The following is a 24,927-nucleotide window of genomic DNA, read 5'->3' as shown; positions in this document are numbered from 1 at the left end:
TAGATTACTAAGTAGTCGTGCAAAATTAATTTAACATTCTAAAATCTTCAAAACCCTGGGATTGCTTCGTTCCATTCCCTAAGAGGGAACATTAAGCCCTTCGGGCATACTTCGTGAACGTTAACGCAATGACAATATACAATTAATTTTGCCTAGTTACTTACTGTTGAAGCTTGCTAAGCATACTTTGTACTAATTTATAATTATCCATATTCCCTTTTTTCTGAAATATTTGAGACGCTTTTTGCAAATCTTGTATTGCTTTTTGTTTATCTCCTAAGCCAGCGTAAGCCAAACTTCTTAATCCGTAAGCATCACCATCATCTACATCTAGGGAAATAGCAGTAGTATAATCGGCAATTGCTTTTCTATATTCTTTGTTCTTTAAATAAGTATTTCCTCTACGATTATAGTATCTTGCTTCTTTTGGTTTGATACCAATCGCTTCTGTATGGTCTGCAATCGCTCCTTTATAATCTTCTTGCATGTCACGTGCTATTGCTCTAATAGAGTAAGCTGATGCATTCTCCTGATTAAGGCGAATTGCTGCGGTAAAATCATCTATTGCTTGCTGGTATTGCTTTTGTGTTAAGTAAACACCACCTCGATTCGAGTAAAATACTCCTTGATTTGGCTCTAGGCTAATTGCTTTAGTGTAATCTGCAATTGCTCCTTTATAATCTTTCCCATGTTCAAGTGCTATACCTCGTTTATTATATGCAGAGGCATAATCTGGATTAAGGCGAATTGCTGCGGTAAAATCAGCTATTGCTTGCTGATATTGCTTTTGCGTTAAGTAAACATCACCTCGATTCCAGTAAAATACTGCATCCTTTGGTTTGAGGCTAATTGCTTTTGTGTAATCTGCAATTGCTCCTTTGTAATTTTCTTGTTCATATTGGGCATTACCCCGATTGTTGTAGAACAAATATGCTAATTGTGGAGTAAGACCTATTGCTTTGTTATAATCTTCAACTCCTGCTTGATAATCTTTAAGAAGCAAGCGAGAATATCCTCTGCTGCTGTATATCAGCGAATTTTTAGGTTGAAGACTCAAAGCTTTATTAAAATCTTGAAGAGATTGTTGCCGCTTTCCTAACTTAGCGTAAGCTTTACCTCTACCGATGTAAGCTGGAACATGACTAGAACGGAAGCTTAAAGCTTGAGTGTAATCTGCCACCGCCCCATTGTAGTCTTTTTGTATCCAGCGTATATCTCCCCGTTGAGTGTAGAACTCATACGCTAATTTAGAATTAAGACGTATCGCGTCATTGTAGTCGGCAATTCCTTTTGCTGTATCTCCCAAGAGATAATGTGCATAACCCCTTTGTGCGTATATAACAGCATTGTCAGGTTGAATTTGCAAAGCTTTATTAAAATCTTTGATAAATCCTTCTCTATTGTTCATCTGGGCGTGAACAAGTCCACTAACCCAGTAAGCATCTACAAAATTTGGCTGGAGGCGTATAGCTGTTTTTGTATCATTAAGCGCTTCTTGATAATCTTTCTGCCAATAGCGGACTAAAGCTCGCTGCACGTAGGCAATAGCTAAGTCAGGTTGAAGTTTTAAAGCTTTATTCAGGTCTTTTATCGCTTCAGAGTAGTCACCCAAATTTGAACGAGTTCTACTCCGTCGGATGTAGCTCTCAGCTAGATTGGGATTAAGTTGAATCGATTGATTACCAGCTTGGAGCGCTTCTGGGTGACGACCTAATTGATTGAATGCATCAGCTAACCAATTATGAAGAATAAAATCATCAGGTCTTAATTGAATCGTTTGTTTAAAAGTTTGCAGAGCTTCTGGGTATTCTCCCGAGTACCAATATGCATCTCCCAACTGACGTAAAGCACGATCCGATTCGGGATTGTACTTATTTGCCAATTTAAATGATTTAATTGCTTCTGGATATTTTTCTTGACGCATTAACGCCATACCATGTGAATACCAACCGTGATAAAAATCCGGCTTAATTTTAGTTGAGCGCTCAAAAGCTGACTGAGCTTCTTTATACCGACGCGATCGCCATAGTTCATTACCGTAATTTAGCCATTCAATTTGATCGGCATTACTCTGCGGTGGTTTTAAATTGAGTGAAGCTTGAACTATTTCATCTTGTTCGGCAGCAGTAAGTTGTTTTGGCAAAGAATTAGCAACTGGTTTCAAGTTCAGGTTGATTTTTTCCTGTTCAATTTTTGCTAAAAAAGTACGAATTGGAATACCCAAGCTATAGCCTAATTCTAATTGGGGATTCCGAGGAGATTTCTGCTGAATTGGACTTGGCTGTCCTTTTTTGAAAGCTTCTGCTGCTGTATGAATGCCAATTAGACGACCTTCTGTATCTAATACGGGGCCGCCGCTCATACCTAACGCGGTAAAATTAGTATAAACTAACCCATAACCTTGAGAAAAAGAACGGTCATCCATAGCACGATTAGTACCCCTGTTCCAACCTAAAAGAAATCCGGTGCTAAACTGACGACTTAATTTTTGCGTTTTAGCTTTTGGTACTGGCCATCCAGATACGAAAGCTACCCGATCGTTGATGTCTAAGCTATAGTTTGCCAGGTTAGCTACTTGATATTTTTCGCTGTTGGTAAACTGCACAAGTGCTAAATCTACTCCTGGTAGTATTTTTATTTGACTTGGGTTTACAGAATGTTGCTTACCGTCGGCAGTGGTAATTGTTAAAGTACGATTGCCCCTAACTACGTGTTGGGCAGTGAGTACGTGGTAAGTATTGCCTTGCTGAGCTACAATCGCTCCTGAACCGTTGCCGCTTCCCCAATTGATTAATACTGTAATTTCTTTGGCAATATTATCAATTTGACTCGATAGTTGTTGCAGTCTAGATTTATTAGTAGATGTGTTTTTTGGATCGGATGCTACTATTTCCCCTGAAACGAATTGAGGAGCTAGCTTTGCAACAGTTTGAATAGGAACTCCCCAACTAGAGTTTCTCATTTTTTCCTGTAAAGCATCACTTGGTTGGGTACCATCTTCATAAGCATAAGGATTCCCCCACAAAGGTTGAGCATGAATGCCATTAATGCCGATAACTTTTCCTTGACTGCTGATAATTGGGCCACCACTCATTCCCTTTTCTACTTCATTGGTGTAACCAATTTGATAGCCTCCCTGCAATGGACTTTTTAGTAATAGAGAGATTCGTCCCAACCGAAAAACAAATTGTCTGGATTCAGATGCATTAGCTTCAAAAGGAAATCCCGCAGCAAATACTTTATCTCCTTGTTTTATAGTTGATGAATTACCCAATTGAGCAACTTTATAGTTATCTGAGCTACGGAAATTTAATAATACTAAATCCTTGTTATCAAAATTAATTCCCTTCACCAATTCTGCTTGATGCTTTTTACCGTCGGATGTATGAATGAAAGCAGATTTATTTTTTTCCAGGACATGTTTACTGGTAATCACGGTAAACAACGGACCTTTTTTGCGAATCAAGATCCCCGAACCACCTTTTTCTCCAGAAAGAATCTTAACGGTGATAGACTTTGCTAACTGTTGTAGTTGCTGTTGAGATAATTGAGAAGTTTGCTGTTGAGCTAAAGCTGCTTGAGTATGAATAGTTGTGTAAACACCTTGTACTGGTAATATCAACAAGGTTCCGATACAAGCAATCTTAGACAACGACCAACTATTTTTTTTATATGCAGCCATATTGCTTTTACTCCCAGTCATTTCTTGCCATCTCATAACAAATTAATTTAACCGACTTACGCTCACTAGTAATCAATCGAGAAAGCCTATATATCTAGTGTTTAGAAGAAATATTATCTTTATTTCCTCCGCATTGCTGCACTTAAAGAAGAAATCAATGCATTGATAAAATGGGGGAGTTGAGAAATTATTTTTTTAACAGCACTTTGCAATCAAATTAGCTACAAAGTTAATCATTACAAATATTGAAGGATAGGTCTATTTTCCCTTCCAATTGCACCTAATTAAGTTGAAGCCTGCTGTATTCTTGGTTCCCCCATTAAAAGCTAAAAAGAATTAATTTCTCTGTACAGTCTTTTCTATTTCACTGCTGATGCTTGGCGCAACAACCGATTCATATCAACAAAAGTACGAGGAGAACCATCAGGAGCTTGAACCAGAGGACCGCTAGCAGTATGTCCCATCTGCCTCAAGTTTTCTATTACTTGACTGACATTTTCACCAGGTCTAAGAGTCAGTAGCATTTGGTTACAGCTACCTCCGTATCTTCTAGCTGCACAGATGACATCTTGACGATTTACTCTCGTATTAGTCAGATAGTTGAGGACACCTGAAGCGTAAGCATTCTGAAATCTTGAAGATACCGCTCGACAGCGAGCTTTGGGCGGATACTTCGGACTCCATTGTCTAACCCAGCGAATCACAGCAATTTTCTTCCCAGTTGCAGTTGCAGCGAATGTTGTTGGTACACCATCCGTGCTTCGACCGCAAAAGAAACTGTAAGTTGACCTTTGTCCGTGACTAGGTGAACTGAACATGGCAATGCTACTAAGAGCGATCGCACTAGCGGACAGAAGACTAGCAAAGAACTTAGTGTTCATAGTAAGCAATAATCCTCATTTCTCAAATTAGAGATACTGTTAAATAAACTAAAATTGGTTTATTTTGCTCTATATACTGCTAATGCAGTATGAAATATGGAGCTTAATTATCTATCGCTTTAAAATTCTATTTTTACGATTCGTTTTATATAGTAAGTAATTTTCACCACCAAAAATCCTTGGTTAAAAATTCTTAACGTTCAATCAAGCATGCATAAGTACTTAAATAGAATCGAAAGAACAAATCTGCGTTGAGAACCAGTTTTAAAATTAAATTTACTTTATTGATTTACATATTTCCTATTTCGATAGCAGCAGAAATAATTACGCAAACAGGAACTACTCTGAAAAGAGCTTTTGCGACAACATAAGAGATTTAAACCGGCGAGAACTAAAATACTTTATATCTTCAAGTTATGCCAGCGATATAATACACATATACTAATATATAAATATTGCTTAGTATATGTGTATTGCTGGGCAACAAAAAACACAAGCCTCCAAAGATTCAAACCTCATAGCTTAAGTTACTAAAATAAATTGATTTAAAGCTGATACTTTTTTCAACTAGATATTTTTTCAGCTTATAAAGTATTAATTATTGCAGTTAATTTAATACGATCGCAGCATTTAGGCATCAAATATTTTTAAATTACTCAATTAGAAGCAGCCGATTCGTACTCAACAGCAACATTTTCTTCAGTTGAATTCCTACCAACTACCAAACATTCATTTTCAACTTTTGCCAGCATATCGTTAAAAGCAGAAGTATAATTACCATTTTCATCTACAATTCTGCGGAGTGTATAATCACCGATTAGGGGAATTATCCCGAACCAAATGTTTTTACGTTGCCATATATCTCCATTCTGAGAACTTTCATCTTGGCACATTGTGGCATTTATTATCCATTTCGGAATTGGTATCCCTAATGATAAGGGTATTATTTGTGATTTTTGTAGAGTTTCGTCTTCAAACTGAATTTTATAAGTAAACTGACTCAACCAAGCACCAATAAGTAATAATCTTCCTAGAATCGAATTATGAAAAGTCCACTGTATCTGTCCAAAAACTGGTAGAGACAAAGTATTATTTTCGGCATCCCATTCTAAGTTATACATGGTGATACAATCATCCGGAAGTGGATTGCCATCCATGAAGAATACACCTTTAAGAACGCTTGGTAAATTAGTTTCTTTAAATGGCTTCATCCAGGTGGCAATGTTATCAAGTTGTTTGTTTTCTATTTTTAAATTCATGATTCGATTTTAGATTTGAGATTTTTATATTCGCTTGCTAGTAATTGAATAAGAGGGGGAAGAGGCGGAAGAAGGGGAGGGAGTAATTCCATGCCCAATGCCCAATACCCCATGCCCAATGCCCAATTACCGTTTTGCAAAACCTTGTAATACTAATTCATTTGGCGTGACGGCGGTAACTTTTTCAAATTCCCATTTAACTTCTGTGATTGAATCCCATTTATACTTTTTGAACAAGTACAAAACGAAGATATTAATTAAGCCAATAGATAAGTCTCTTCCAGGACAAGCTCGTTCGTGTCCGTGACCATTCCAAGATAAAATATCAGAAAAATCGCGTTCACTATCGAAACTATCTGGATTTTCGTATCTTGCAGCATCTCTATTAGCAGTAAATATAGAGCCGATTAAACGGGTACCTTTTTGAAACGGGCATTTTGATTCACCGATTTCAATTTCTCCTCCTTCTTGTGCTAGCTGACTAACAAATCTGACTGCTGGATAAAGACGAGCGGTTTCTAGAATTACTTTGTTAATTAAAATCGAATTTTTCAAAGCATCTGGATTCGGAGTTTCTTGTTCGTTCCAAACTGTATTAACTTCTGAAATTACGTTATTTCTTAAAGCTTCATCCAGACATAAAACTCCAATTGTGGAACCTAAAAGGGCACTAGTACCAAGAGTTCCGGCAATATGAATCATGTCAAAAAGACTATTAGCAATTTGATGCTCGTTCAAATTGTATTTTGCACCTGTTTCCACATAAGATGACCATAAAGGAGATTGTTTGTATCTCTGAGTTAATTGCTTCCGATGTTTCACGCTTGGTGCTGTTAGTAATCCCAGCGTATATTTGTTAATAAAATTCGGCAGAGTTGCGAGGAACAGCTTTTTATTGTAACCAGTTGATGCGGTAACTTCTTCTTCAGATAAGGAGATTTGGAAAACAACTTGATGCAAAATTTTCAGCATCATTCTTGGTAAATCTTTACCAATATGTAATTCTTTTTTTTGGGCTGCTTCTGATAAGCATTGATTGACTAAATTACTTAAATTTTCGATATCTTCCGCAGGATTTGTTAAAGCTTGTAAAAATAAAGCCCGCGCTCCCGTATGTTGAGTACCGTTCATTCCCAAACTCAACGGATTGTTAAGCAAATAGCTTGGAGCAAGCATTCTAATAATACCCAAGTCGTTTCCTCGTAGTTGAGGTTCGACTTGCATTAATTTTTTAACTTCTGCATGAGAAGTATGTATAATTGCTTGATCTCCGCCAAAAAATTTGTCTCCAAAAAGTTCTTTAGCTGTATACAGAAAACTCTTAAATTTCCGCAGCAATAAGAAAGCATCTTGATAATAAAATCGTAAACGTAGAGTTTGACCAATTTTACTGTCATAGCCGACTTTCGCTAACATGCGGGAAAGTTCAATTTGACGTTTTTGTGATTTGATAACTTGTTCTTTTATAGTCATGATTTTCCTTTTTTATTTACTTTTATAGCGGTTTTCATTTGAATAGAATACAATTAACTTTTTCTTATTTCCCTCTCCTTGACAACGAGAGGGGTGTCCGCAGGATGGGGTGAGGTCAAAATATTATATCCAACCGAAAAATGCTATATAGCGCTTTTCACTTGAGTGTAATACACTCACATAAACCTCACCCCCTTTCCCTCTCCTTATTAAGGAAGAGGGGTGTATTATATCCAACCAAAAACTGCTATATTTACTACTTGAAAAATGATTTATACTATTACCAATTACCCATTACCAATTCTTACTAAATATTAATACTTTGAGGAATTTTTGAAGGAAGCAAATATTCGTAAGTAGGACGATTTTGATTGCGTTGATGAATAGTAGCTTCAACTTCAATTAAATTATTTCGGAATTGTTGCAAAGCTGGTTTTACTAAGGTATCTTTGAAGTAATTCTCTGGGTAATCACCTAAAGTTTGATAGTAAATAGAACCTAACAAGTGGACTAAGTTTAATTGTTCTTGTGCTTGTTCTAAAGGTGGAAGTAAATTTAAATAGTTTTCTTCGGTAACTTTGCCTTCAAGAATTGAAGCAGGCTGATAACCAGCTAAGGGTACTGCTGGAGCGTAGTTCATCATGTCTCCCTGGGGAAAATTAACCGCAGCATGTTGAGCGCTAGCAGTAAAAATAATCAGCGTAATAGCATCAATTAAGTAATCTAAGGTTTGAATAAGCCCATGTTGTTGACCAAAATCTGGAACTCTTCCGCCATCAAAAGCCCCTGCTTCAATAGCCCAGTTCTGAAGTTTGGTGTCATTTTTAACATCCGCATCGCTTTTGTAGTAAATGTTTAAATAGTCACCAACCCATTGATGAATTGTATTCCAAACTAACAGCGCATCATCGCGGTATGGGTAAACAGGTAGCTTTTGTGTATCGTTAACGCCGCGTTTCTCTAATTGCTTGGGTAACATGGCTTCATTAAACCCATAGCTTTGTAAACCGACTGCTGCCAAAACACGGGAATTATCAATAGTCGATGCCAGTAATTTATCCACACCTCCACCAGCAGCAATCAAACGACGTTGGGCTGCATCGTTTATCGCTAAAGTTCCTTCAAAATGAGGACTTAGTAATATATTAAGCGGATGACTATCCGGTAACTGACGATGAGTTGCAACAACAAAAGGACCTACAAGTAAATGAGTGCGTCCTAAATGAGTTACAGCTTCGTGGTAGTTAGCATCTGCGATTTGCACGATAGTTTTTGCAAACAGCCAAGCATATTTGTCTGATTTAGGCGTAATAATCGGATTATCCTGGGGATTTTGACCGCACTGAATCGCAACTGGACGCATTAAAGTTGGTTTATTGCTATTGGAATTTTTAGGAATTGCAAATAGTGCTAGGGGAGCGTAAATATACTTTTGCTGTGAAGGAAAAGTACCGTTAACAGCACCTTTCAAAATTCCATAGTCTGCTAAATAAAGTCTTCCTTCTTCACCTGCTGCCGCTAAAGAATCATCTCCCATGACTTCCCGATATTGAGCCTCGGTAACGGGAAAGCGATCGCCCAATTTATTCACTTGCTCAATCATTACCGGGTTGTATCCAGCTACCCGCATATAAGCAAATTGTTCGTCTGTAGAGAAATTCTCGGCTATCTTGGGTATTCCCATCTCGGGGAACAGCTTGTGATAATCATTTAAGCTTTTCGCATGTCCCCTAGGACGTTTTTCATATAAAAGACTTTTAACTCGACTTAGAGAATCTTGAAAAATAGAAAGTCCGCTTTCCCTAAGTATGGAAAAGAACAACTCATCAATTTCACTATAATCCTTTGATATTCCTGTAAGTAATAAATTCGGAATAATTTGTAAAATTCTAGCACTAACAGTTAAATTAAACGGTAATGCCCCTTTAGCTAACACTTCTATCAGAAATAATCTCACATCGTCGCGGACACTTTCGGAACCACGATTTCCTCGATTTGCGATTAGGGTATTGATAAAAACAACTTTTAATTCTTTAGCTAACAAACGCAGCCAGCCAGTAGAGAAATTCTCATTACTAGGAAGTTGATCCACCATTGCAATAGGTGGAATATGGCTATAGTTATACTGGTATTCTTGCCTAGCAAGTTTTAATTTATCCACTGGTGACAAATTATTTTGATTATTTTCTGATAAATCTGTCATATATAATTTTCCTCCCATTTATAGTTGTAAATACAACTTCAACATCTAAGATAGAAAAACGGTTATTTTAATTTTTCTTAACGAACGAGGTTAATTTGTTGGCAATCCGACATTATTTAGATAGGGAATAACTGATATAAATTATGCACATGTTAACCGAAACTTTGTTTATTATAAAAGTATACAAATATAATTAATATTGCTATGTTCGTAGAAAAGTTACTTAAACGATTACGGGGCAATAGAAGAAATAATTTTTTGTAGTTAAATCTTCTTTATGAATTATTTAGGATTGGTATAAAGAATGTTTGCAAAGCTTCAACTTGGATATAGCTATTTTTGGCGTTGCTGATTAAAAATATGAATAGCCCCCCAACCCCAATTTTGGGGGATTTAGGGGGCTAGTAAATATGAGAAAGATAAATTCATATTTCAATTCAGCAATGCCCTATTTTTAATTGGATAGAAGACAAATTGACTGAAAATCAACAGATTGATGTGGTGGGAATAGTTAACGCTGCGATTTACGGTTTTATTAGTGTCGAGTCAGGGGATAATCTGTTTTCAACGCAGAGGAACGCGAAGGTAAACGCAAAGCAGCGCAAAGATTTTTCAATATGATAGACTGATTTTGAGTAGGATAAAGGATTATTTAGACATATTAATTTAGTGCGATGCTAGGAGGAAGAGGAAGAAAGTATAAACAATTCCAATACCTTCTGGTAATTATATGATATCAGTTTTATTTTGTTCGCTTAACTCATGATTTAAAATTAAATAGAACGTTAAATATTAAAAATTATCCTAACTTAATTAAATGCAACAAATTACAGTCCAAGAAATTCAACGAAATCCTTCAAAGTATCTAAACCAAGTTGAAGCTGGTGAAAGCTTTATTATTGTCCAAGAAGATAAACTTATTGCCGAACTTAAACCAATTACAAACAGCAAATAAAATAATAAAAAACTATCACGACCATTTGGTTTATGCAAAGGAGAATTTACTGTTCCTGATGATTTTGATGCACCTTTACCAGAAGATATTTTAAACGCATTTACACATTTTTATTAAATTAGAAAATATACAATATAAAACTAAAAATAATTAATTACCAATTACCAACTACCAATTACCAATCCGCAATCCCCCATGCCCAATCACCAATTAATTAATCATGTTCAATGATTCGTCATTCGACTTCATGGCGATTATTTACGGTATCATCAGCATTGACACCATTTTGCGTTTATTCAATAATTGGGGTTCATTTTGGGATGATAAAGTAACTGCCAAAGATAGATTTATATTAGAAAGAGTTGCAGTATTTATTCTAATTCCGTTAGGAGTATTTTTTCACGAAGTCGGACACGCTTTAGCTACTTTACAGGTTGGTGGTGAAGTTCGGGAATTTCAATGGCGAGTAGTTTGGGGTTATGTTATCGCTGTCGGAAATTTCCTTCCTGTAGAATCTTGGTGGATTGCCTTTAGCGGGAATTTAGTTTCAATTGCTTTAGGTTTTATAGCGATTTTAGCGGTACCTTTAGTTAAAAAAACAGTTTTAAAGCATTTATTTTATACTTTTTCTCAAGCTCAACTGGTTTACTCGCTGGTGGTTTATCCGATTTTTTCGTTTACTACTTCTCGCGGTGATTGGTTAACAATATACGATTTATCAATAAAACCACTAGCTCAAATAACTCTGGGGATACATTTAGTTATTGTTTTCGCTCTGTGGTTAAATTCAAAAAATCAGTGGCTGCTGAATTTTTTGAATATACCGAGTTTAGGAAAAGCTGAAAGTTATATTGACGAAAAAATAATTACTCAAACCAAACGTTTAATTATTCGCGAATTTCAAGTTTTAGATATTGAAGCACTAGCAGAAATTCTAGCCAAGCCCGAAGTAATGCAATTTTCTTCACCAACGGGTGCATTATCTCATAAACAAACAATGGTGAAACTTCAAAGCTTTCTTGATTCCTACCAAAAATATGGCTACGGGAAATATGCTCTAATTCATCGTCAAAGCGGACGTTTGATTGGTTATTGTGGGATTGCTGTTGAAAAAATTGAAGGTAAATTAGAAACCGAATTGGGTTATCGTTTGGATTCGGAATTTTGGGCACAGGGTTTAGCAACGGAAGCAGCGAAAGCTTGTTTAAAATATGGTTTTGATAAGTTGAATCTTGATTATGTTTTGGGAATTGTGGAACCCGAAAATAAAGCTTCAATTAGAGTTTTGGAAAAAGTTGGGATGGAGTTTGTGAAAGAGTCAACATGGTGTGGGAAGCTTGTTTGGATTTATAAAGCGATACCAAGTATTGATAAATAAGTAATATAGTTTCCGATTTTCCTTTCCTTAAGAAAATAAGTCAAAAATTAAACTCTTTTAGCAAAAAAATAGTAATTTAACTGAGAAAAACAGAGGGTTATATAAATCATCATTGTAAAAATTGCTGCAATGACCAATCCCCAATTACCAATTCCCCAATTTTCAATCCTTAAGAATTCGTTTTTCAAATTCTTGCGCTCTTTTGCGATTGGGAATTCCAGTCATCAATTTTTCTACAAGCTGCTTTGGAGTCAAATCTGGATTTTCGTCTAAAGTATCTCTAATTACCACACTAGCAAAAGGTCCGACAAAACTACTAAATTCTCGGCGACAATAATCGAGAAAATCTGGGTTACTAATTGCAGGAGTAGTCGTCAAACTTGATACCGAATGATTTACTTTTCGGGGTTGTTCTGTTTTATATTCTTTGAGAAGTTTGACGTGACTCCTAAAATTTTCTGCTCTTTGTGCATCTGGAATTTTTTCGGCTAAAGCTTCAACCAAATCTTTGGGTGCGATATCGGGGTTTTCTTCTAAAGTTTGTTCCATCACAACACTAGCTAAAGGTCCCACAAAACTAGTAAGCTGAGAACGACAGTAATCTATAAATTGTGGATTTTGAGTAACTGGTTTTTTTCCGAGTTGTTCAAAATTGTTCTCATTATCAGCATTCTGCGGCTCATTTTGTTGAGTTCTTCTCGGTAATATACTTGAAATAATGCCACCTAGTGACATTTTTGGTTTCAAGTTAGTGTTAGTAACTGTCTGGTTAAGATTAGTGTTAGTACCTTGATTCTTATGAAGCTCTACTATTATTTCCTTAGCAGATTGATAACGTTCATTGGGTGCTGCTGACAACATTTTATTCAAAATGCTAGCTAAAGAGTTACTAACATTTGCATAAGATTGCCAATCCCAGTTTAAAGAATCATCTATTAATAAATGCGGCATTTTCCCAGTTAAAAGAATCAGCGCGCTAACCGCAAGGGCATACATATCGCTGGAAGGAAAACAATGCCCCAAACGTAATTGCTCCGGTGGAGAGTAACCAATTTTTCCGACTACTGAAGCCTGTCTAAAAGACTGGGAAGAATTGCTAAAAATTTGAGTAAACTTTTCTTTTACCACTCCAAAATCAATCAATACTGGTTTCGATTGATGATTAGGAAGCATGACATTTTCTAGTGAAATATCTCGGTGAATAATATTACAGCCATGAATATATTCTAAAACTGGCAGCATATCTAATAGCCATTCTCTGACTTCCGCTTCCGAAAATGGCTTACCAGTTGTAGAAAGACGTTCGTCTAAAATTTGTAGATAAGTTTTACCATCAATATATTCTTGAACAATAAATAGTTTTTCATCATGAGTCAATAAAGCTAAAAACTGAGGAATTTGTTGATGTTTAATTTGATATAAAACTTTTGCTTCGCGTTCAAATAGTTCCTTTGATTTACGAATAACACTGGGGCTTTGGGTATCAGGTAAAAATTCCTTTAGAACGCATGGTTCGTTATAACGCCGATTGTCCAAAGCTAAGTAAGTTCTTCCAAACCCGCCCCTTCCCAAAGTTTTCTGAATTTGATAGCGATTACTAATTAAAGTTCCTGGATTAAGTTCAGCGCTCATTTTTAAGTTATTATTTAGCTAATAATATGATTTCTAATTAAATAGGGTAAGACTTTTGAGACTTATGCAGTATATTTTACTAGCAATCATATAAATTCAGAAGCGATTTAGCTCAAATTTTTAGTATCAAAATGATACATTTTTCTAATTTTAGTATCTTTATGATACATTTTTTTTGTAATAAGCAACAACTCAAGTTTTAAATTTGTTGATGATTATCCTTGTCATGGGCGTTTCGGGTTCCGGTAAAACTACCATTGGTAAAACGCTAGCAGAATCTTTAGGCTGGAAGTTTCGGGATGCTGATGATTTTCATCCACAAGAGAATATTGATAAAATGCGAAACGGTGTTGCATTGAATGATGCAGATAGACTACCGTGGCTGCAAAAAATGCTTGATGTCATCAAACAGTGTTTGTCAGAAACTACAAATATAGTTATCACTTGTTCGGCTTTAAAAGAAAGTTATCGTCAGATGCTGTTAGTAAATCATGAATCTGTAAAGCTGGTTTATCTCAAAGGTTCATTTGAATTGATTCAACAACGTTTGAAAGAACGAAAAAATCATTTTATGAACGAACAACTTCTTAAAAGTCAATTTGATATCCTTGAAGAACCTTTAGACTCACTTACAGTTGATATTTCGCAGCCTCTTGAGGTTATTGTGCGAGAGATTGTAGAAAAACTGCGATCGCAACTTGGTTAACTATTACTTCAAATTAATAAAGACGTTGCAATGCAACGTCTCTAGACAAAATTCTTGTAGGATGGGCATCCCTGCCCGTCCAATTCTAAAGTGAATTCAATGCTCCTTCAGAAAATTCTCTACTTCCTCCACTGTTGGCTGAGAAGCGATCGCACCGGGTTTTAATGTAGTCAAAGCCCCCGCAGCGCTAGCATAAGCAATAATTTTTTTCACAACTTCGGCATCGCTTAAATTCTTGATTCCGTAATTCAACAACTGGTGAACAAAGCCAGCAACAAAACTATCTCCAGCACCAGTTGTATCAACTACGGGGACAGAAAAAGCCGGAAGTTTATCTTCGTTTTCGCCGAGACAATAAGCACAACCCTTTTCTCCATCCGTGACTAATACTCCTTCTAAACTGCTGGCACGGTAAGTAATTGCCCCTGCATCGTGAGTATCAAATAATAATTCAGCTTCTTCCTTTGCTAGTTTCAGAAAATCTACTTTTTTGATTAATTCCCGAATTACGTCAGGAGCAGCGTCAGGATTTTTCCAAAATACATCGCGCCAGTTGACATCTAGCAAAATCTTTACATTGTGTTGAGAAGCTAACTCTAAGGCACGATAAACTGCCGCACCACTTTCGGGATAAGCTAGTTCTAAAGTCCCGACGACTAAAATATCGGCAGTAGCAAATAATTTTTCTGGTAAATTTTCTGCCTTCAGACGAGTGTCGGCAAATTCGGTAGTGTCGTAATCCTTGAAACCGGCAAACACGCGATCGCCGTTTTGTTTTCTAGTTACTAATACTTGTCTGGTAGGTGAAGAGGGATGATGCTGCACTCCAGTTGTATCTACACCTACTGCTTCTAAAAGCTTTACTAGACTAGTTCCGGTTTCATCTTCACCAACACAGCCGATAAATGCTGACGGGGTTCCCAACTTGACTAAAGCACAAGCAACATTCGCTGGCGCTCCCCCTGGATAAGAAGTCCATGACTCAACCTCAGGAACCGAACGACCTAATTGATCGGCAAGCACATCATATAGTATTTCACCTAAACATAAAACGCGGGGATTGCTCATTTAATTAGACTTGTTTTAATTTTTAAAGAGAATTTCTGTATAAAACCTACAATAATATTTAGTATTCCTAAAGCAATCGTTCATACAAATAAACAACAATATTCTTGCCGAAATTGTGTCCATTAACTCTTGCATAAGAGATTTAGCATCCGTATTAATTCTAATTGAATGTGCCCTTTAAAGATATAATAAATACTAATATAAAATACTGTATAGCGTAAAACTGAAATAAAGAATAAATTCCAGATAATCGTATAGCATTAAACAGTTGAAACTCCTACCAGTAAAAGAATCTTCTACAATGGGAAAAAGCAATTGAGTACATTTACCACAAAAGGGAGGATGGAATCTAAATGGCTGGTGGCGAGTCTCAGACCCCTGTTAGTCTGTCTGACCGAGAACTGCAAATTATCGACTTAGTGGCCACTGGCTTAACTAACCAACAAATTGCAGTCAAACTGGAAATTAGTAAGCGTACTGTTGATAACCATATCAGCAATATTCTTACCAAAACACAAACTGAGAACCGAGTTGCTCTTGTCCGCTGGGCTTTGCACTGGGGTAAAGTATGTTTAAATGATGTTAACTGCTGTCCTATTCCTCCTTTGCAGGACTAAACAGCATTACGACAATTATTTGATGCCAGGTTTGATTGCTGCTAGCTCGTCTCCTCACGCTTCACTTTTCGGTGTTTAACTCATCTCTTTGACGCGCAATCGCAGGGTATTGGTCTACGCGCTCACAGCTAGCAGCAATCAATTCCCGTCCGACTAGCAACGGACGGGTTCATCTTTAACTTTTTTTTAAATAATTAATAAATAATTAACAAATAAATTATTAGCCAAGAAAGATAAATTAATTCAACAATTTTAATCTTTTCAGATTATTTATATAAGTTTAATAATCAACAAAAGTTAGCAATAATTTCTTTTGTAAAAGGTTACATTAATAATGGAATATAAATTGCCGATTTAGGTGGGGGAGCAATGTTGTTATGAATAGCTCAAATTTAGCCAAAGGTAGCGATAATACCTTTGATATTTTGAATTTTGATCTCATTTCACCCCGCCCCACCCAGGATGTCGAGATACTTAACCAGCTATCATTTGTTCCTGGATTGAAAGAAGTTTTGATGCTGCGTCAAGTTCATGCTTTAGAACACGCTACAGTCTGGACTTTAGGTGAATCGCATTCAACAGCCAGACAAAAGATAATGCAGCATGAAGATGTGGTTGATAATCAGCTTTACAGTGGTTTATCAACAGAAGAAGGTTTTTATCTTTATGGTGAAGTCAACATCAGCGATTTACGACGCTCTGTAAACCTTGCTCTCCAACGCCTTACTAATGGAGAATGGAATTTAGCCGTGCATCCTCGCTGCGGAACAAATGCATCGGTTGCCATGTTATTGACGGCAGGATTGGCTTTAGGAATGCATTTATTATTACCGCGAGGACCAATTGAACAATTAATTGGTTTGAGTGTAGCAACAACAACCGCAACCGAAATTGCCCCCGATGTCGGTGCTTTCTTTCAACGTCATATTACCACCGCAATTCCTTTCAACCTTGCAGTTGAAAATATTACTCTCAAGCATGATGCAATGGGACGCAAAGCTTATTTTGTCAAAGTTAAGTGGAGAGAGTAAACAGCGAGCAGCGAGCAGTGAGCAGTGAACAGCGAGCAGTAGATACTCTATTAATTCTTCTTGCCATCTCCTCATCCTCCCCAAGCGGTATTCTTCGCTACAAAAAAATAACCGTTTTTTAAATGTCTTCTAAGCCGCACGAAAGATGGAGTTGATTTAACTCTTAGTAACACTAGGAGAGTAATTTGACATAGAGAAGCGTTTATTATGGTTGCGACATTAAAAGATAATCAACGAAAGGCGATCGCTATGAAGTTAGCGGATATGAAAGTGCTGCAAAATCAGTTGATTGCTAACGAACAGAAATTAATCTCGGCTATCAACGATGGTGAGATAACCAAGCGTCTACAGGATATGCTTAAGGATGATCGAGAAAGCTTAGGAACTATTGAAGCGGCGATCGCTAAGTTTGGTACAGCATCCGAACCTCAAGAGAAAGTAAAGAATTTGACCCAAACCGTTGACAAAATTATGGGTGGTAGCGAATTAGACCTTTATGAAAAAGCATTACAGCATGAAGGAATGAAGCATCAGTTAGTAATGACTGGTATGCTCGTACACAAGTGCGCTCAAACTGCTGGTGAAGATTGGGAAGAAGCAATCGATCCTATCAACAAAGTAAATTTCCAAAATCGCGCTCACCAAGAGCAATTAAAAGCAGTTATTTACGCTTTGGGAACTCGTGAATTAGTTGGTAAAGAGCCAGATACAAGCATTTGGGCTGCTGTTGAAGATGGAATCGCTGCTGCTAAAGGTTTATTCAGCGGTTTAGCTAGCTAAAAAGTTTTTCACTATCTCCCTTTAGAAAGCATTAACTAATTAAATTTGAACGATACAGCAGGGAATTCATTTGTATTCTCTGCTTGTTATTTTTTTATATATAGCTTAGTACTCTACCAAATTAACTTTGCAGGGTGTATCGTAAAAACAAGAAATTTTTTCTTCCCCCTCTCCCCACTCTTCCCCCTCTACCCATTACCAGTCTTTATTACTTTAGAATAGACTCATTTTCATTGCTAAAATTACTGCCGTCATGAGTATACCCTTCTTAAAATATCGCTTAGCACTGCTAGCTAGTATGGTAATTATCGTTCCTTTTGGCTACATAGTCAGGTTTTCCCAAGGATTGAACCCAGCATGGCTGCATGATGCATTAGGAAGTGTTGCTTATGAAATATTTTGGGTATTATTCTTCGCTTTTCTTTTACCCAAAGTTTCGCCTTGGCGTATAGCAGTTGGAGTTTGCATTGCGACTTGCGCGATAGAATTTTTGCAATTGTGGAAACCGCCATTTTTAGAAGCAGCTCGTAAAACTATACCCGGTAGACTTGTTTTAGGAAATACCTTTGTTTGGGCAGATTTTCCAGTTTACTTTATTGGTAGTTTTGTCGGATGGATATGGTTATATGTAATAAAAAGCTATTTTTTCAAAAAACGTTATTTATAATTTCTAATTACGCAATTACTATACAACCCAAATATCATAATTTTTGATTGCCAATTACCAATTACCAACTACTAATTACCAACCCCACAGACATGATAAATATTTTACCGGACATTATATTTGTGCCTCAAGCATCTTGAAAAAATTGAATTAATGTAGTCAGATAGGCAATTGATTGATTTATTACCCATCGACGGGAGTTCTGATAGGGTGTGAGATAGGAAAGTGGTATTAATAGATTATTAAAAATGAGAAAACTTTATTTTTTAGTTCCGGGTACAGATGGCAAATTCGCTTGCGGTGGATTATGGGCGGAATTAAAAACTCTCAACCTTGCTAAAGAAATATGTGATGCCCAAGTGGTGACTTATCGTCAAAGAGAAAAAGACAAGCTTTTCTTAGATGATGTGTTGCAACAGCAAGATTTACAGCAAGCTATATTTGTCATTAGCTGGGGCTTTGATGTTGCAAAACTTGCTCCTCGCCTCAAATCTTATAATGTTGTTTACCATGCTCATAGTGCTGGTTATGGTTTCAAACTCCCAGCAAGCATTCCTATAATTACAGTCAGTCGTAACACTTTAGGATATTGGGGACAATTATCACCTCACAGTTTAATTTATTATTTACCCAATCAAATTAGCGACGAATTCACAAATCAAAATTTGGAAAGAGATATAGATGTCTTGGTTTTAGCAAGGAAATCTTCGGAATATCTAATTAAAGATTTAGTTCCAGCATTGCAGCCAAAATGTAAATTAGAATTAATTGACTATTATATAGAAGATATTCCAGCACTATTTAATCGAGCTAAAATCTACATTTACGACTCTGCCGAATACTGGGCGCAGCAGCGAGTAACTGAAGGATTTGGTTTGCAACCGATGGAAGCTGCTGCTTGTGGTTGTCAAATTTTTTCCAGCCTGAATGGTGGACTTTCTGATTATTTAGATCCAGGATTCAACAGTTATAAAATAGCAGCTTATTCCAAAGAATATGATATGCAACGTATTCTTAAGTTGCTGCAAGATTGGTCACCTTCAAATTTACCAGAAAGCTTTTTTCAAGAATATCGCCGCGAGAATATTATTCCCCGCTTTCAGGTTATATTGTCTGAGCTAAATGAGTTTTTTGACCACAAACAAAATCATCAATCAAATATTCAACCTTTAACAAAAATGCGTCTGACAAAATTATCTACCCAAAGAATACTTAATAAAATTAAGAAGAAATTGCAATAATAGATTACCAATTACCCAATTACACATATATGATAAGTGTTCAAGTGAATATCATGTTATGGGGGTAAATTTAATGAGTCGTAGGTTGCTAGTAACGGGTGGAGCCGGATTTATTGGCTCCAACTTTGTACATTATTGGTGCGATAATTATCCAGATGACAAAGTAGTAGTATTAGATGCACTTACCTACGCGGGAAATCGCGCTAACTTATCTTCTTTAGAAGCAAAGAAAAATTTTTGTTTTATTAAAGGTGATATTTGCAATTCTTCTTTAGTTAAACAACTTCTAGAATCAGAAAAAATAGATACTATCGCGCATTTTGCGGCTGAATCTCATGTTGATAGGTCGATTCTGGGACCTGGTGCTTTCGTACAGACAAACGTAGTTGGAACCTACACACTTTTAGAAGCTTTTCGTCAATATTGGTTAACTCAAAATCAACCCGGACATTATCGTTTTCTCCATGTTTCTACAGACGAGGTTTATGGAAGTTTGAGTCCGCAAGACTCACCTTTCACCGAAACTACAGCTTATGCTCCAAATAGCCCCTATTCTGCATCAAAAGCCGGTAGCGACCATTTAGTTAGAGCTTATTTTCACACCTACGAACTACCAACAATTATTACTAACTGTTCTAATAATTATGGACCATATCAGTTCCCAGAAAAATTGATTCCTTTAATGTGTATTAATGCTTTATTGGGTAAACCACTACCAATTTATGGTGATGGGAAAAACGTCAGAGATTGGCTTTACGTGAAAGACCATTGTAATGCTTTGGATATAGTTATAAATACCGGTGCAGTAGGAGAAACCTACAACATTGGCGGTAACAATGAAGTTGAAAACATTAATTTAGTTCATACTTTATGCCAAATTATTGATAAATTAGCTCCCGATTTACCGATAAAACCCAGTGAAAAATTAATTACTTTTATCAAAGACAGACCGGGACACGACCGCAGATATGCAATTGATGCAACTAAAATCAAAAATAATTTAGGCTGGACTCCTTTAGTAACAGTTGAAGAAGGTTTACATCTAACCGTACAGTGGTACCTTAATCATAATCAATGGTGGCAACTTTTATTATCACAAGAATATCAAGATTATTATCGGCAAATTTATAAAAAATAAGAATATAAATTTAATCAATCCAGTTTCTACGGCTATTAAAACAATAATTCTGATGTATTTTTGCTATCTAGTTCCCAGGTTCAACCTGGGAACTATATTTTAGAGGCTCTGCCTCCAGCTATTGATAAAAGTGATTTTAGTGAACACTAAAAACTTTTAAGAATTTACAACACCAACAGGGCAAGCAACATTAGTTCCACCTAATCCACAATAGCCATTAGGATTTTTAGCTAAATACTGTTGATGGTAATCTTCAGCATAGTAAAATTCAGGAGCATCAAGAATTTCTGTAGTAATATCCCCAAAACCTGCTTTTTTCAAAGCTTGTTCGTAAGATTCTTTTGATGCTTGTGCAAGTTGTTTTTGCGCTGGGGAAAAAGTGTAAATTCCCGAACGATACTGGGTACCAGTGTCATTACCTTGACGCATTCCTTGAGTAGGATTGTGACTTTCCCAAAAAGTTTTTAACAGTTGTTCGTAACTAATTTTTTTGGGATCGTACACAACGAGCACAACTTCATTATGCCCAGTCATGCCGCTACATACTTCTTTATATGTAGGATTAGGAGTTGAACCAGCAGCATAACCTACAGCAGTAGTATAAACTCCATCCAATTGCCAAAATTTACGCTCGGCACCCCAAAAGCATCCCATCCCGAATACTACCTGCTCCATACCTTCGGGAAAAGGAGGCTTGAGAGGATTGCCATTCACATAATGCTTTTCAGGTACTGGCATTGAAGAACTTCTTCCTGGTAAAGCTTCTTCAGCAGTCGGTATAGCCATTTTTTTCCCAAGTCCGAATAATCCCATTGTTTATAACTCTGTATTTGTGAAAACGTCTTAACCTTACTTCACATTTTAAATACATTGTGTCAAATCATGCGAGTGTGGAAGGCACGACAAAAAATATGGGAATTGAGAATTGGGAATAGGGCATTGGGAGTTGGGAATCCGAAAGCTTGAAAAATAAATAGGGAGCAAAATGCTCCCACTCAAAATGTTTTTATAATTTCTGACATTTCAATACTCTATTTTCCCATCAATTAAGCGCGTCTAGCCCAACCAGTATTACGCCAAATAGTGATAAATAAAGCACCAGAAATCAGCGCTCCTAAATTCCACTTCACAGACTTCTTCAATAAGTTAATCCGTTGATTAGTACGTGCAGTTTGTACTTGTGTTTCTAGCTCGCTTTCACCTTTATTAACAAAATCAGAAAGCTGCTGCTTGGCTTTTTGTAATTCTTCCGAGTTTTTAAGTTCAGGAGCGCGTCCCCCGCTTAATTGAGCCAGTATTTGTTGCATTTGGACTTCATTTATCGGGCCGTCTAGATTCTTTTTCACTTGTTCAATTGCAGCTTTTTGTTGATTCAACCTAGCCGTAATTTGCCCTTGCTGCTGTTTGTATATCCTAGCTGTATTGATAACTCCTAAAGGTACAGTTATAAAATATATAATTCCTAATAATAAAGTTAGCCAAGAGAGAAATTTAAGGATAATCCCTTCTTTATTTCCCCTTTCGTTTAATCCTGCTATAAATACAAATGCAAAGCCAATCAAAGGTACTGCAACTCTTTCTACTAATGCACCGAAAGTTTGGAATTCCCAGTTGGGATTCAGAAATTTAGCGGGGATGAACATTTCAATGACATCGAATAATGCCAAAATCAACAGTCCGTAACCTATCCAGCGTATAGCTGGCAAAGAATCGACCATTTCAAAGATAAATCTTGAAAAATCGTTGGTAGTTTGATTCAAATTGGCAATTTGAGCCAGTAATGATTTATTTGACTGATTACTATCAATATTAGACATGAGTTTAATTTAATAGATTTAGTGAATTATTAGATTGGAAATTCGGATACTAGAAATTTACAGCCTTCTATATCAGCCGATTATTCTACAAAAAAGTAAGTTGAGTCCTTTCTTCTCTCTGTAGCTATTTGCAAGCGAAATGAATGTAAGTCAAATTAAATCTTTATGCAAGATGCAGCGAAAACAATATAGATAAAAATTATTTTTCTTCTATCAATGCTGTTATTTGTATCGGTAATTTTGGTAAGTAAGTATTATCTTTTTGCTTAGTATAAAAAGCCGTTACCAAAATCACTCTTACCAAAATTAAGACAACAGCAGCAAAGATAACCGCTAATAAGGGAGTACGAACTTGTTTCCAACTATTCATTAGCTTTGAGAACTATTATTGATTTGAGCTTTTTCTTCCTGCTGTAATATCAACCAGTAGAAACACCCGAAAATCAGAATACCTATCATTCCGTATAAATACGACGCTTGCCCACCATGCCAGCTTTCAAATGCGGCTTTGTCAGATGCAGCAAATATCGCCAGCATTGCAACACGAACCCCATTAATTACAAAACCTATGATTATTGCCATAAAAGGCACGAAAAATCTTTTAGTGCGATGTACGGGAAACATTATTAAAGCCAGCACCGAAACGCTGAGAATATAAACTATAGTGTCTATGCCAGAGCATTCAGTTGTGACTTCTATTCCACCGTTAGGTAAATTAATGAAAACTCCTTGACTCATAACTTCAAAGCCAAGATAGTGCAAAAGGAATGCTGAAAATTTGGCAGTCAAGGGAGAAATATCATATAAAAAACTGGCAATGACACTTGGTACACCTAAGAAAAACAAAATCATAAGTTCCTGCCAATATTGCTTTAATCCTTGAAAGCCAGAAGCCAGTAAAGCAACTCCTAAAGCAGAAACAAAAGATAAAAGCCGCATTATATTACCATCAGCTAAGTTTGCACTTTGCCACAAAACCCAACCGATCAACCCGACACCTACAATACTAGGCACAACTTCACTTTCAAATTTCAGGGTATGACGTTTTTCCCAAGTTAAGCTTCCTACAGCAAATAAGAAGAGTAGGCTCATGCCTAAATGTCCGGTATCATCAGCCTTCCAAACTAGTGTTAAACAAATTGCTTCTAAACCTCCAGCAATCCCTAGGAGCCAATAACGAATATCTTTGAGTCGTTTGAACGAGGCTATTTCAGTTATATTCATTACAATTTAGGTTGTCTGATTTACAAATTTTCTTCGGTGCAGTTATCGTAAAACCCCTGAAAATAAGATGTTAACAGCCTAATTTTTGCTCAATAGGTTGGTAGATTGATAATATTACCACTATCTAACGTACTATATGATACTAGGGCTTGCAATCTACTCGTTTATTTTAATACTTGGAGATTAACTATTTTCTAGGAAGAAAACAACAATATGTGTGAAGAGTTCGTAAATTTGCAAACAATATATTAAGTATAAGTGCGCTGTATAAAATCCAGTACTTACGCAATTGTTACAAGATTCCGATGGTAGCATACTCTGATTGCCTTATTAATACCTTGAGTTGGGAGTCAGTGTACAATCACCCTACAAGAAAAATATGCCAGTTGCGGTTATTCCTAAAATCTATAACGCATCTCCTGTAATTGTAAGTACTTAGGCAAAATTAATTGTATATTTGTGATTGTGAGTTGAACGTTAGCGCAGCGCTCTGCTAACGCTGTCGTATGTCCTATCGGACACGCTGCGCTAACGCAATAACACAAATAATTTTGCATACCCACTTATCTTTTGCTAAATAACTGGTATTGCTTAATAAAATATAAGTGAAATTTTGCATTAATTGGGCAACATCAAATAGTCTAAGTAGCTAGTCTAGTTTTTAGTATTCGGTAGTTGAATCGTTTTGAAAATGTAGCTAATGTTTTACTTACTCGAACTGCTCATCAAACTTAATTTTCCTCAAGTAAAATCAGTAAGTATCCCAAAATTCAGTCTATGGTTAGATGAACAATCTTCGTCAATTCCACTAATCATAGATGCACGCGCTTCAGAAGAATATGCTGTCAGTCACATTGAATCTGCACAAATAATCGAAGCTAATAATTCAGGTATTCCACAATTATCGGAAGTCCCTCTAAATACCCGTATCGTAGTTTATTGTTCTGTAGGCTATCGTAGCGCTAAGGTTGCTCAACAACTTCAAAGAGCAGGATATCAAAATGTTTTTAATTTGAGTGGTGGTATTTTTCAGTGGGTTAATCGGGGAAAACCAATTTATCAAGATAACCGTCAAGTAGAAATTGTTCATCCTTACAATTTTATTTGGGGAAAATTGCTCAAATCAAAGTATCATGCTTCTATGAAAGGATAAGGCATTGGGCATTGAGTAATTA

At 36.4% G+C, this 24,927-nt stretch carries 21 protein-coding genes; 10 read left to right on the top strand and 11 right to left on the bottom strand.

The genetic code is table 11. From position 1 onward, the window contains the following. Positions 1-160 precede the first annotated feature (160 nt). From RIV7116_RS29445 to RIV7116_RS29425, 5 genes are all read right to left on the bottom strand, one after another. On the bottom strand, positions 161-3,682 hold the full coding sequence (locus RIV7116_RS29445; protein ID WP_015121989.1) for a serine protease: 3,522 nt from the start codon (positions 3,680-3,682) through the stop codon (positions 161-163). Positions 3,683-4,041: 359 nt separating this feature from the next. Continuing rightward, positions 4,042-4,563, bottom strand: coding sequence for a COP23 domain-containing protein (locus RIV7116_RS29440; protein WP_015121988.1), 522 nt, complete (start codon positions 4,561-4,563; stop codon positions 4,042-4,044). Between the two features lie 656 nt (positions 4,564-5,219). After that, positions 5,220-5,822: a hypothetical protein gene (locus RIV7116_RS29435; protein WP_015121987.1), complete on the bottom strand. Its 603-nt coding sequence runs from the start codon at positions 5,820-5,822 to the stop codon at positions 5,220-5,222. A gap of 126 nt (positions 5,823-5,948) precedes the next feature. Next, on the bottom strand, positions 5,949-7,295 hold the full coding sequence (locus RIV7116_RS29430) for a cytochrome P450 (protein WP_015121986.1): 1,347 nt from the start codon (positions 7,293-7,295) through the stop codon (positions 5,949-5,951). A 307-nt stretch (positions 7,296-7,602) separates the two neighbouring features. Beyond that, a complete protein-coding gene (locus tag RIV7116_RS29425; protein WP_015121985.1) occupies positions 7,603-9,498 on the bottom strand; it encodes a lipoxygenase family protein in 1,896 nt (631 codons plus the stop codon). Positions 9,499-10,315: 817 nt separating this feature from the next. Here RIV7116_RS29425 and RIV7116_RS37265 point away from each other — a divergent pair. Continuing rightward, entirely contained in the window at positions 10,316-10,453 is a 138-nt protein-coding gene (locus tag RIV7116_RS37265) for a type II toxin-antitoxin system Phd/YefM family antitoxin (RefSeq protein ID WP_232435734.1), read from the top strand. Between the two features lie 220 nt (positions 10,454-10,673). Continuing rightward, positions 10,674-11,831: a GNAT family N-acetyltransferase gene (locus tag RIV7116_RS36670; RefSeq protein WP_232435733.1), complete on the top strand. Its 1,158-nt coding sequence runs from the start codon at positions 10,674-10,676 to the stop codon at positions 11,829-11,831. A gap of 162 nt (positions 11,832-11,993) precedes the next feature. On the opposite strand, the gene RIV7116_RS29410 is transcribed toward RIV7116_RS36670, so the two are convergent. Continuing rightward, positions 11,994-13,463, bottom strand: coding sequence for a serine/threonine-protein kinase (locus tag RIV7116_RS29410; protein ID WP_015121983.1), 1,470 nt, complete (start codon positions 13,461-13,463; stop codon positions 11,994-11,996). 211 nt (positions 13,464-13,674) lie between these two features. Here RIV7116_RS29410 and RIV7116_RS29405 point away from each other — a divergent pair, with 211 nt between their 5' ends. Beyond that, positions 13,675-14,169, top strand: coding sequence for a gluconokinase (locus RIV7116_RS29405; protein WP_015121982.1), 495 nt, complete (start codon positions 13,675-13,677; stop codon positions 14,167-14,169). A gap of 96 nt (positions 14,170-14,265) precedes the next feature. Here RIV7116_RS29405 and RIV7116_RS29400 read toward each other — a convergent pair whose 3' ends face one another. After that, on the bottom strand, positions 14,266-15,237 hold the full coding sequence (locus RIV7116_RS29400; protein ID WP_015121981.1) for a carbohydrate kinase: 972 nt from the start codon (positions 15,235-15,237) through the stop codon (positions 14,266-14,268). A gap of 353 nt (positions 15,238-15,590) precedes the next feature. Here RIV7116_RS29400 and RIV7116_RS29395 point away from each other — a divergent pair, with 353 nt between their 5' ends. The 6 genes from RIV7116_RS29395 to rfbB all read left to right on the top strand — a co-directional run bounded on the left by RIV7116_RS29395 (position 15,591) and on the right by rfbB (position 20,711). After that, positions 15,591-15,854, top strand: coding sequence for a helix-turn-helix transcriptional regulator (locus RIV7116_RS29395; RefSeq protein ID WP_015121980.1), 264 nt, complete (start codon positions 15,591-15,593; stop codon positions 15,852-15,854). 377 nt (positions 15,855-16,231) lie between these two features. After that, complete coding sequence (locus RIV7116_RS29390; RefSeq protein WP_015121979.1) at positions 16,232-16,885, top strand: DUF6391 domain-containing protein; 654 nt, start codon at positions 16,232-16,234, stop codon at positions 16,883-16,885. Positions 16,886-17,092: 207 nt separating this feature from the next. Continuing rightward, complete coding sequence (locus RIV7116_RS29385; protein WP_015121978.1) at positions 17,093-17,665, top strand: hypothetical protein; 573 nt, start codon at positions 17,093-17,095, stop codon at positions 17,663-17,665. Between the two features lie 253 nt (positions 17,666-17,918). Then, the gene (locus RIV7116_RS29380) at positions 17,919-18,332 is read left to right on the top strand and encodes a DUF2809 domain-containing protein (RefSeq protein ID WP_015121977.1); all 414 of its coding nucleotides are present in this window, start codon (positions 17,919-17,921) and stop codon (positions 18,330-18,332) included. A gap of 248 nt (positions 18,333-18,580) precedes the next feature. Then, the gene (locus RIV7116_RS29375; protein ID WP_015121976.1) at positions 18,581-19,573 is read left to right on the top strand and encodes a glycosyltransferase; all 993 of its coding nucleotides are present in this window, start codon (positions 18,581-18,583) and stop codon (positions 19,571-19,573) included. Positions 19,574-19,646: 73 nt separating this feature from the next. Beyond that, the gene (gene rfbB, locus RIV7116_RS29370; protein WP_044292507.1) at positions 19,647-20,711 is read left to right on the top strand and encodes a dTDP-glucose 4,6-dehydratase; all 1,065 of its coding nucleotides are present in this window, start codon (positions 19,647-19,649) and stop codon (positions 20,709-20,711) included. A gap of 156 nt (positions 20,712-20,867) precedes the next feature. Here rfbB and msrA read toward each other — a convergent pair whose 3' ends face one another. The 4 genes from msrA to crtA form a co-directional block, all read right to left on the bottom strand. After that, positions 20,868-21,524, bottom strand: a complete 657-nt coding sequence (gene msrA / locus RIV7116_RS29365) for a peptide-methionine (S)-S-oxide reductase MsrA (RefSeq protein WP_015121974.1) — start codon at positions 21,522-21,524, stop codon at positions 20,868-20,870. A 233-nt stretch (positions 21,525-21,757) separates the two neighbouring features. After that, positions 21,758-22,528 carry an HpsJ family protein gene (locus RIV7116_RS29360; RefSeq protein WP_015121973.1) on the bottom strand — a complete coding sequence of 257 codons (771 nt, stop codon included), beginning with the start codon at positions 22,526-22,528 and terminating at the stop codon, positions 21,758-21,760. A 199-nt stretch (positions 22,529-22,727) separates the two neighbouring features. Further along, positions 22,728-22,898, bottom strand: coding sequence for a hypothetical protein (locus RIV7116_RS36135; protein ID WP_015121972.1), 171 nt, complete (start codon positions 22,896-22,898; stop codon positions 22,728-22,730). Further along, positions 22,898-23,752 carry a cyanoexosortase A gene (crtA, locus tag RIV7116_RS29355; protein WP_015121971.1) on the bottom strand — a complete coding sequence of 285 codons (855 nt, stop codon included), beginning with the start codon at positions 23,750-23,752 and terminating at the stop codon, positions 22,898-22,900. The genes RIV7116_RS36135 and crtA overlap by 1 nt, the downstream gene beginning before the upstream one ends. Positions 23,753-24,452: 700 nt before the next feature. On the opposite strand from crtA, the gene RIV7116_RS29350 reads away from it, so the two are divergent. Further along, positions 24,453-24,905 carry a rhodanese-like domain-containing protein gene (locus tag RIV7116_RS29350; protein ID WP_015121970.1) on the top strand — a complete coding sequence of 151 codons (453 nt, stop codon included), beginning with the start codon at positions 24,453-24,455 and terminating at the stop codon, positions 24,903-24,905. Positions 24,906-24,927: the final 22 nt, after the last annotated feature.

Source organism: Rivularia sp. PCC 7116 (assembly GCF_000316665.1).
Lineage (GTDB): Bacteria > Cyanobacteriota > Cyanobacteriia > Cyanobacteriales > Nostocaceae > Rivularia.
This window is presented reverse-complemented; position numbering and strand designations above follow the sequence as displayed.

Bases quoted from the DNA above. Each gene is read 5' to 3' on its own strand.
- RIV7116_RS29435 (WP_015121987.1), bottom strand. From the start codon at position 5,822: ATGAATTTAAAAATAGAAAACAAACAACTTGATAACATTGCCACCTGG.
- RIV7116_RS29385 (WP_015121978.1), top strand. From the start codon at position 17,093: ATGGTTGCGACATTAAAAGATAATCAACGAAAGGCGATCGCTATGAAG.
- crtA (WP_015121971.1), bottom strand. From the start codon at position 23,752: ATGAATATAACTGAAATAGCCTCGTTCAAACGACTCAAAGATATTCGT.
- RIV7116_RS36135 (WP_015121972.1), bottom strand. From the start codon at position 22,898: ATGAATAGTTGGAAACAAGTTCGTACTCCCTTATTAGCGGTTATCTTT.
- RIV7116_RS29375 (WP_015121976.1), top strand. From the start codon at position 18,581: ATGAGAAAACTTTATTTTTTAGTTCCGGGTACAGATGGCAAATTCGCT.
- RIV7116_RS37265 (WP_232435734.1), top strand. From the start codon at position 10,316: ATGCAACAAATTACAGTCCAAGAAATTCAACGAAATCCTTCAAAGTAT.
- rfbB (WP_044292507.1), top strand. From the start codon at position 19,647: ATGAGTCGTAGGTTGCTAGTAACGGGTGGAGCCGGATTTATTGGCTCC.
- RIV7116_RS29380 (WP_015121977.1), top strand. From the start codon at position 17,919: ATGAGTATACCCTTCTTAAAATATCGCTTAGCACTGCTAGCTAGTATG.
- RIV7116_RS29425 (WP_015121985.1), bottom strand. From the start codon at position 9,498: ATGACAGATTTATCAGAAAATAATCAAAATAATTTGTCACCAGTGGAT.
- RIV7116_RS29410 (WP_015121983.1), bottom strand. From the start codon at position 13,463: ATGAGCGCTGAACTTAATCCAGGAACTTTAATTAGTAATCGCTATCAA.
- RIV7116_RS29430 (WP_015121986.1), bottom strand. From the start codon at position 7,295: ATGACTATAAAAGAACAAGTTATCAAATCACAAAAACGTCAAATTGAA.
- RIV7116_RS29405 (WP_015121982.1), top strand. From the start codon at position 13,675: ATGATTATCCTTGTCATGGGCGTTTCGGGTTCCGGTAAAACTACCATT.
- RIV7116_RS29395 (WP_015121980.1), top strand. From the start codon at position 15,591: ATGGCTGGTGGCGAGTCTCAGACCCCTGTTAGTCTGTCTGACCGAGAA.
- RIV7116_RS29390 (WP_015121979.1), top strand. From the start codon at position 16,232: ATGAATAGCTCAAATTTAGCCAAAGGTAGCGATAATACCTTTGATATT.
- RIV7116_RS29400 (WP_015121981.1), bottom strand. From the start codon at position 15,237: ATGAGCAATCCCCGCGTTTTATGTTTAGGTGAAATACTATATGATGTG.
- msrA (WP_015121974.1), bottom strand. From the start codon at position 21,524: ATGGGATTATTCGGACTTGGGAAAAAAATGGCTATACCGACTGCTGAA.
- RIV7116_RS29445 (WP_015121989.1), bottom strand. From the start codon at position 3,682: ATGGCTGCATATAAAAAAAATAGTTGGTCGTTGTCTAAGATTGCTTGT.
- RIV7116_RS29360 (WP_015121973.1), bottom strand. From the start codon at position 22,528: ATGTCTAATATTGATAGTAATCAGTCAAATAAATCATTACTGGCTCAA.
- RIV7116_RS29440 (WP_015121988.1), bottom strand. From the start codon at position 4,563: ATGAACACTAAGTTCTTTGCTAGTCTTCTGTCCGCTAGTGCGATCGCT.
- RIV7116_RS36670 (WP_232435733.1), top strand. From the start codon at position 10,674: ATGTTCAATGATTCGTCATTCGACTTCATGGCGATTATTTACGGTATC.
- RIV7116_RS29350 (WP_015121970.1), top strand. From the start codon at position 24,453: ATGTTTTACTTACTCGAACTGCTCATCAAACTTAATTTTCCTCAAGTA.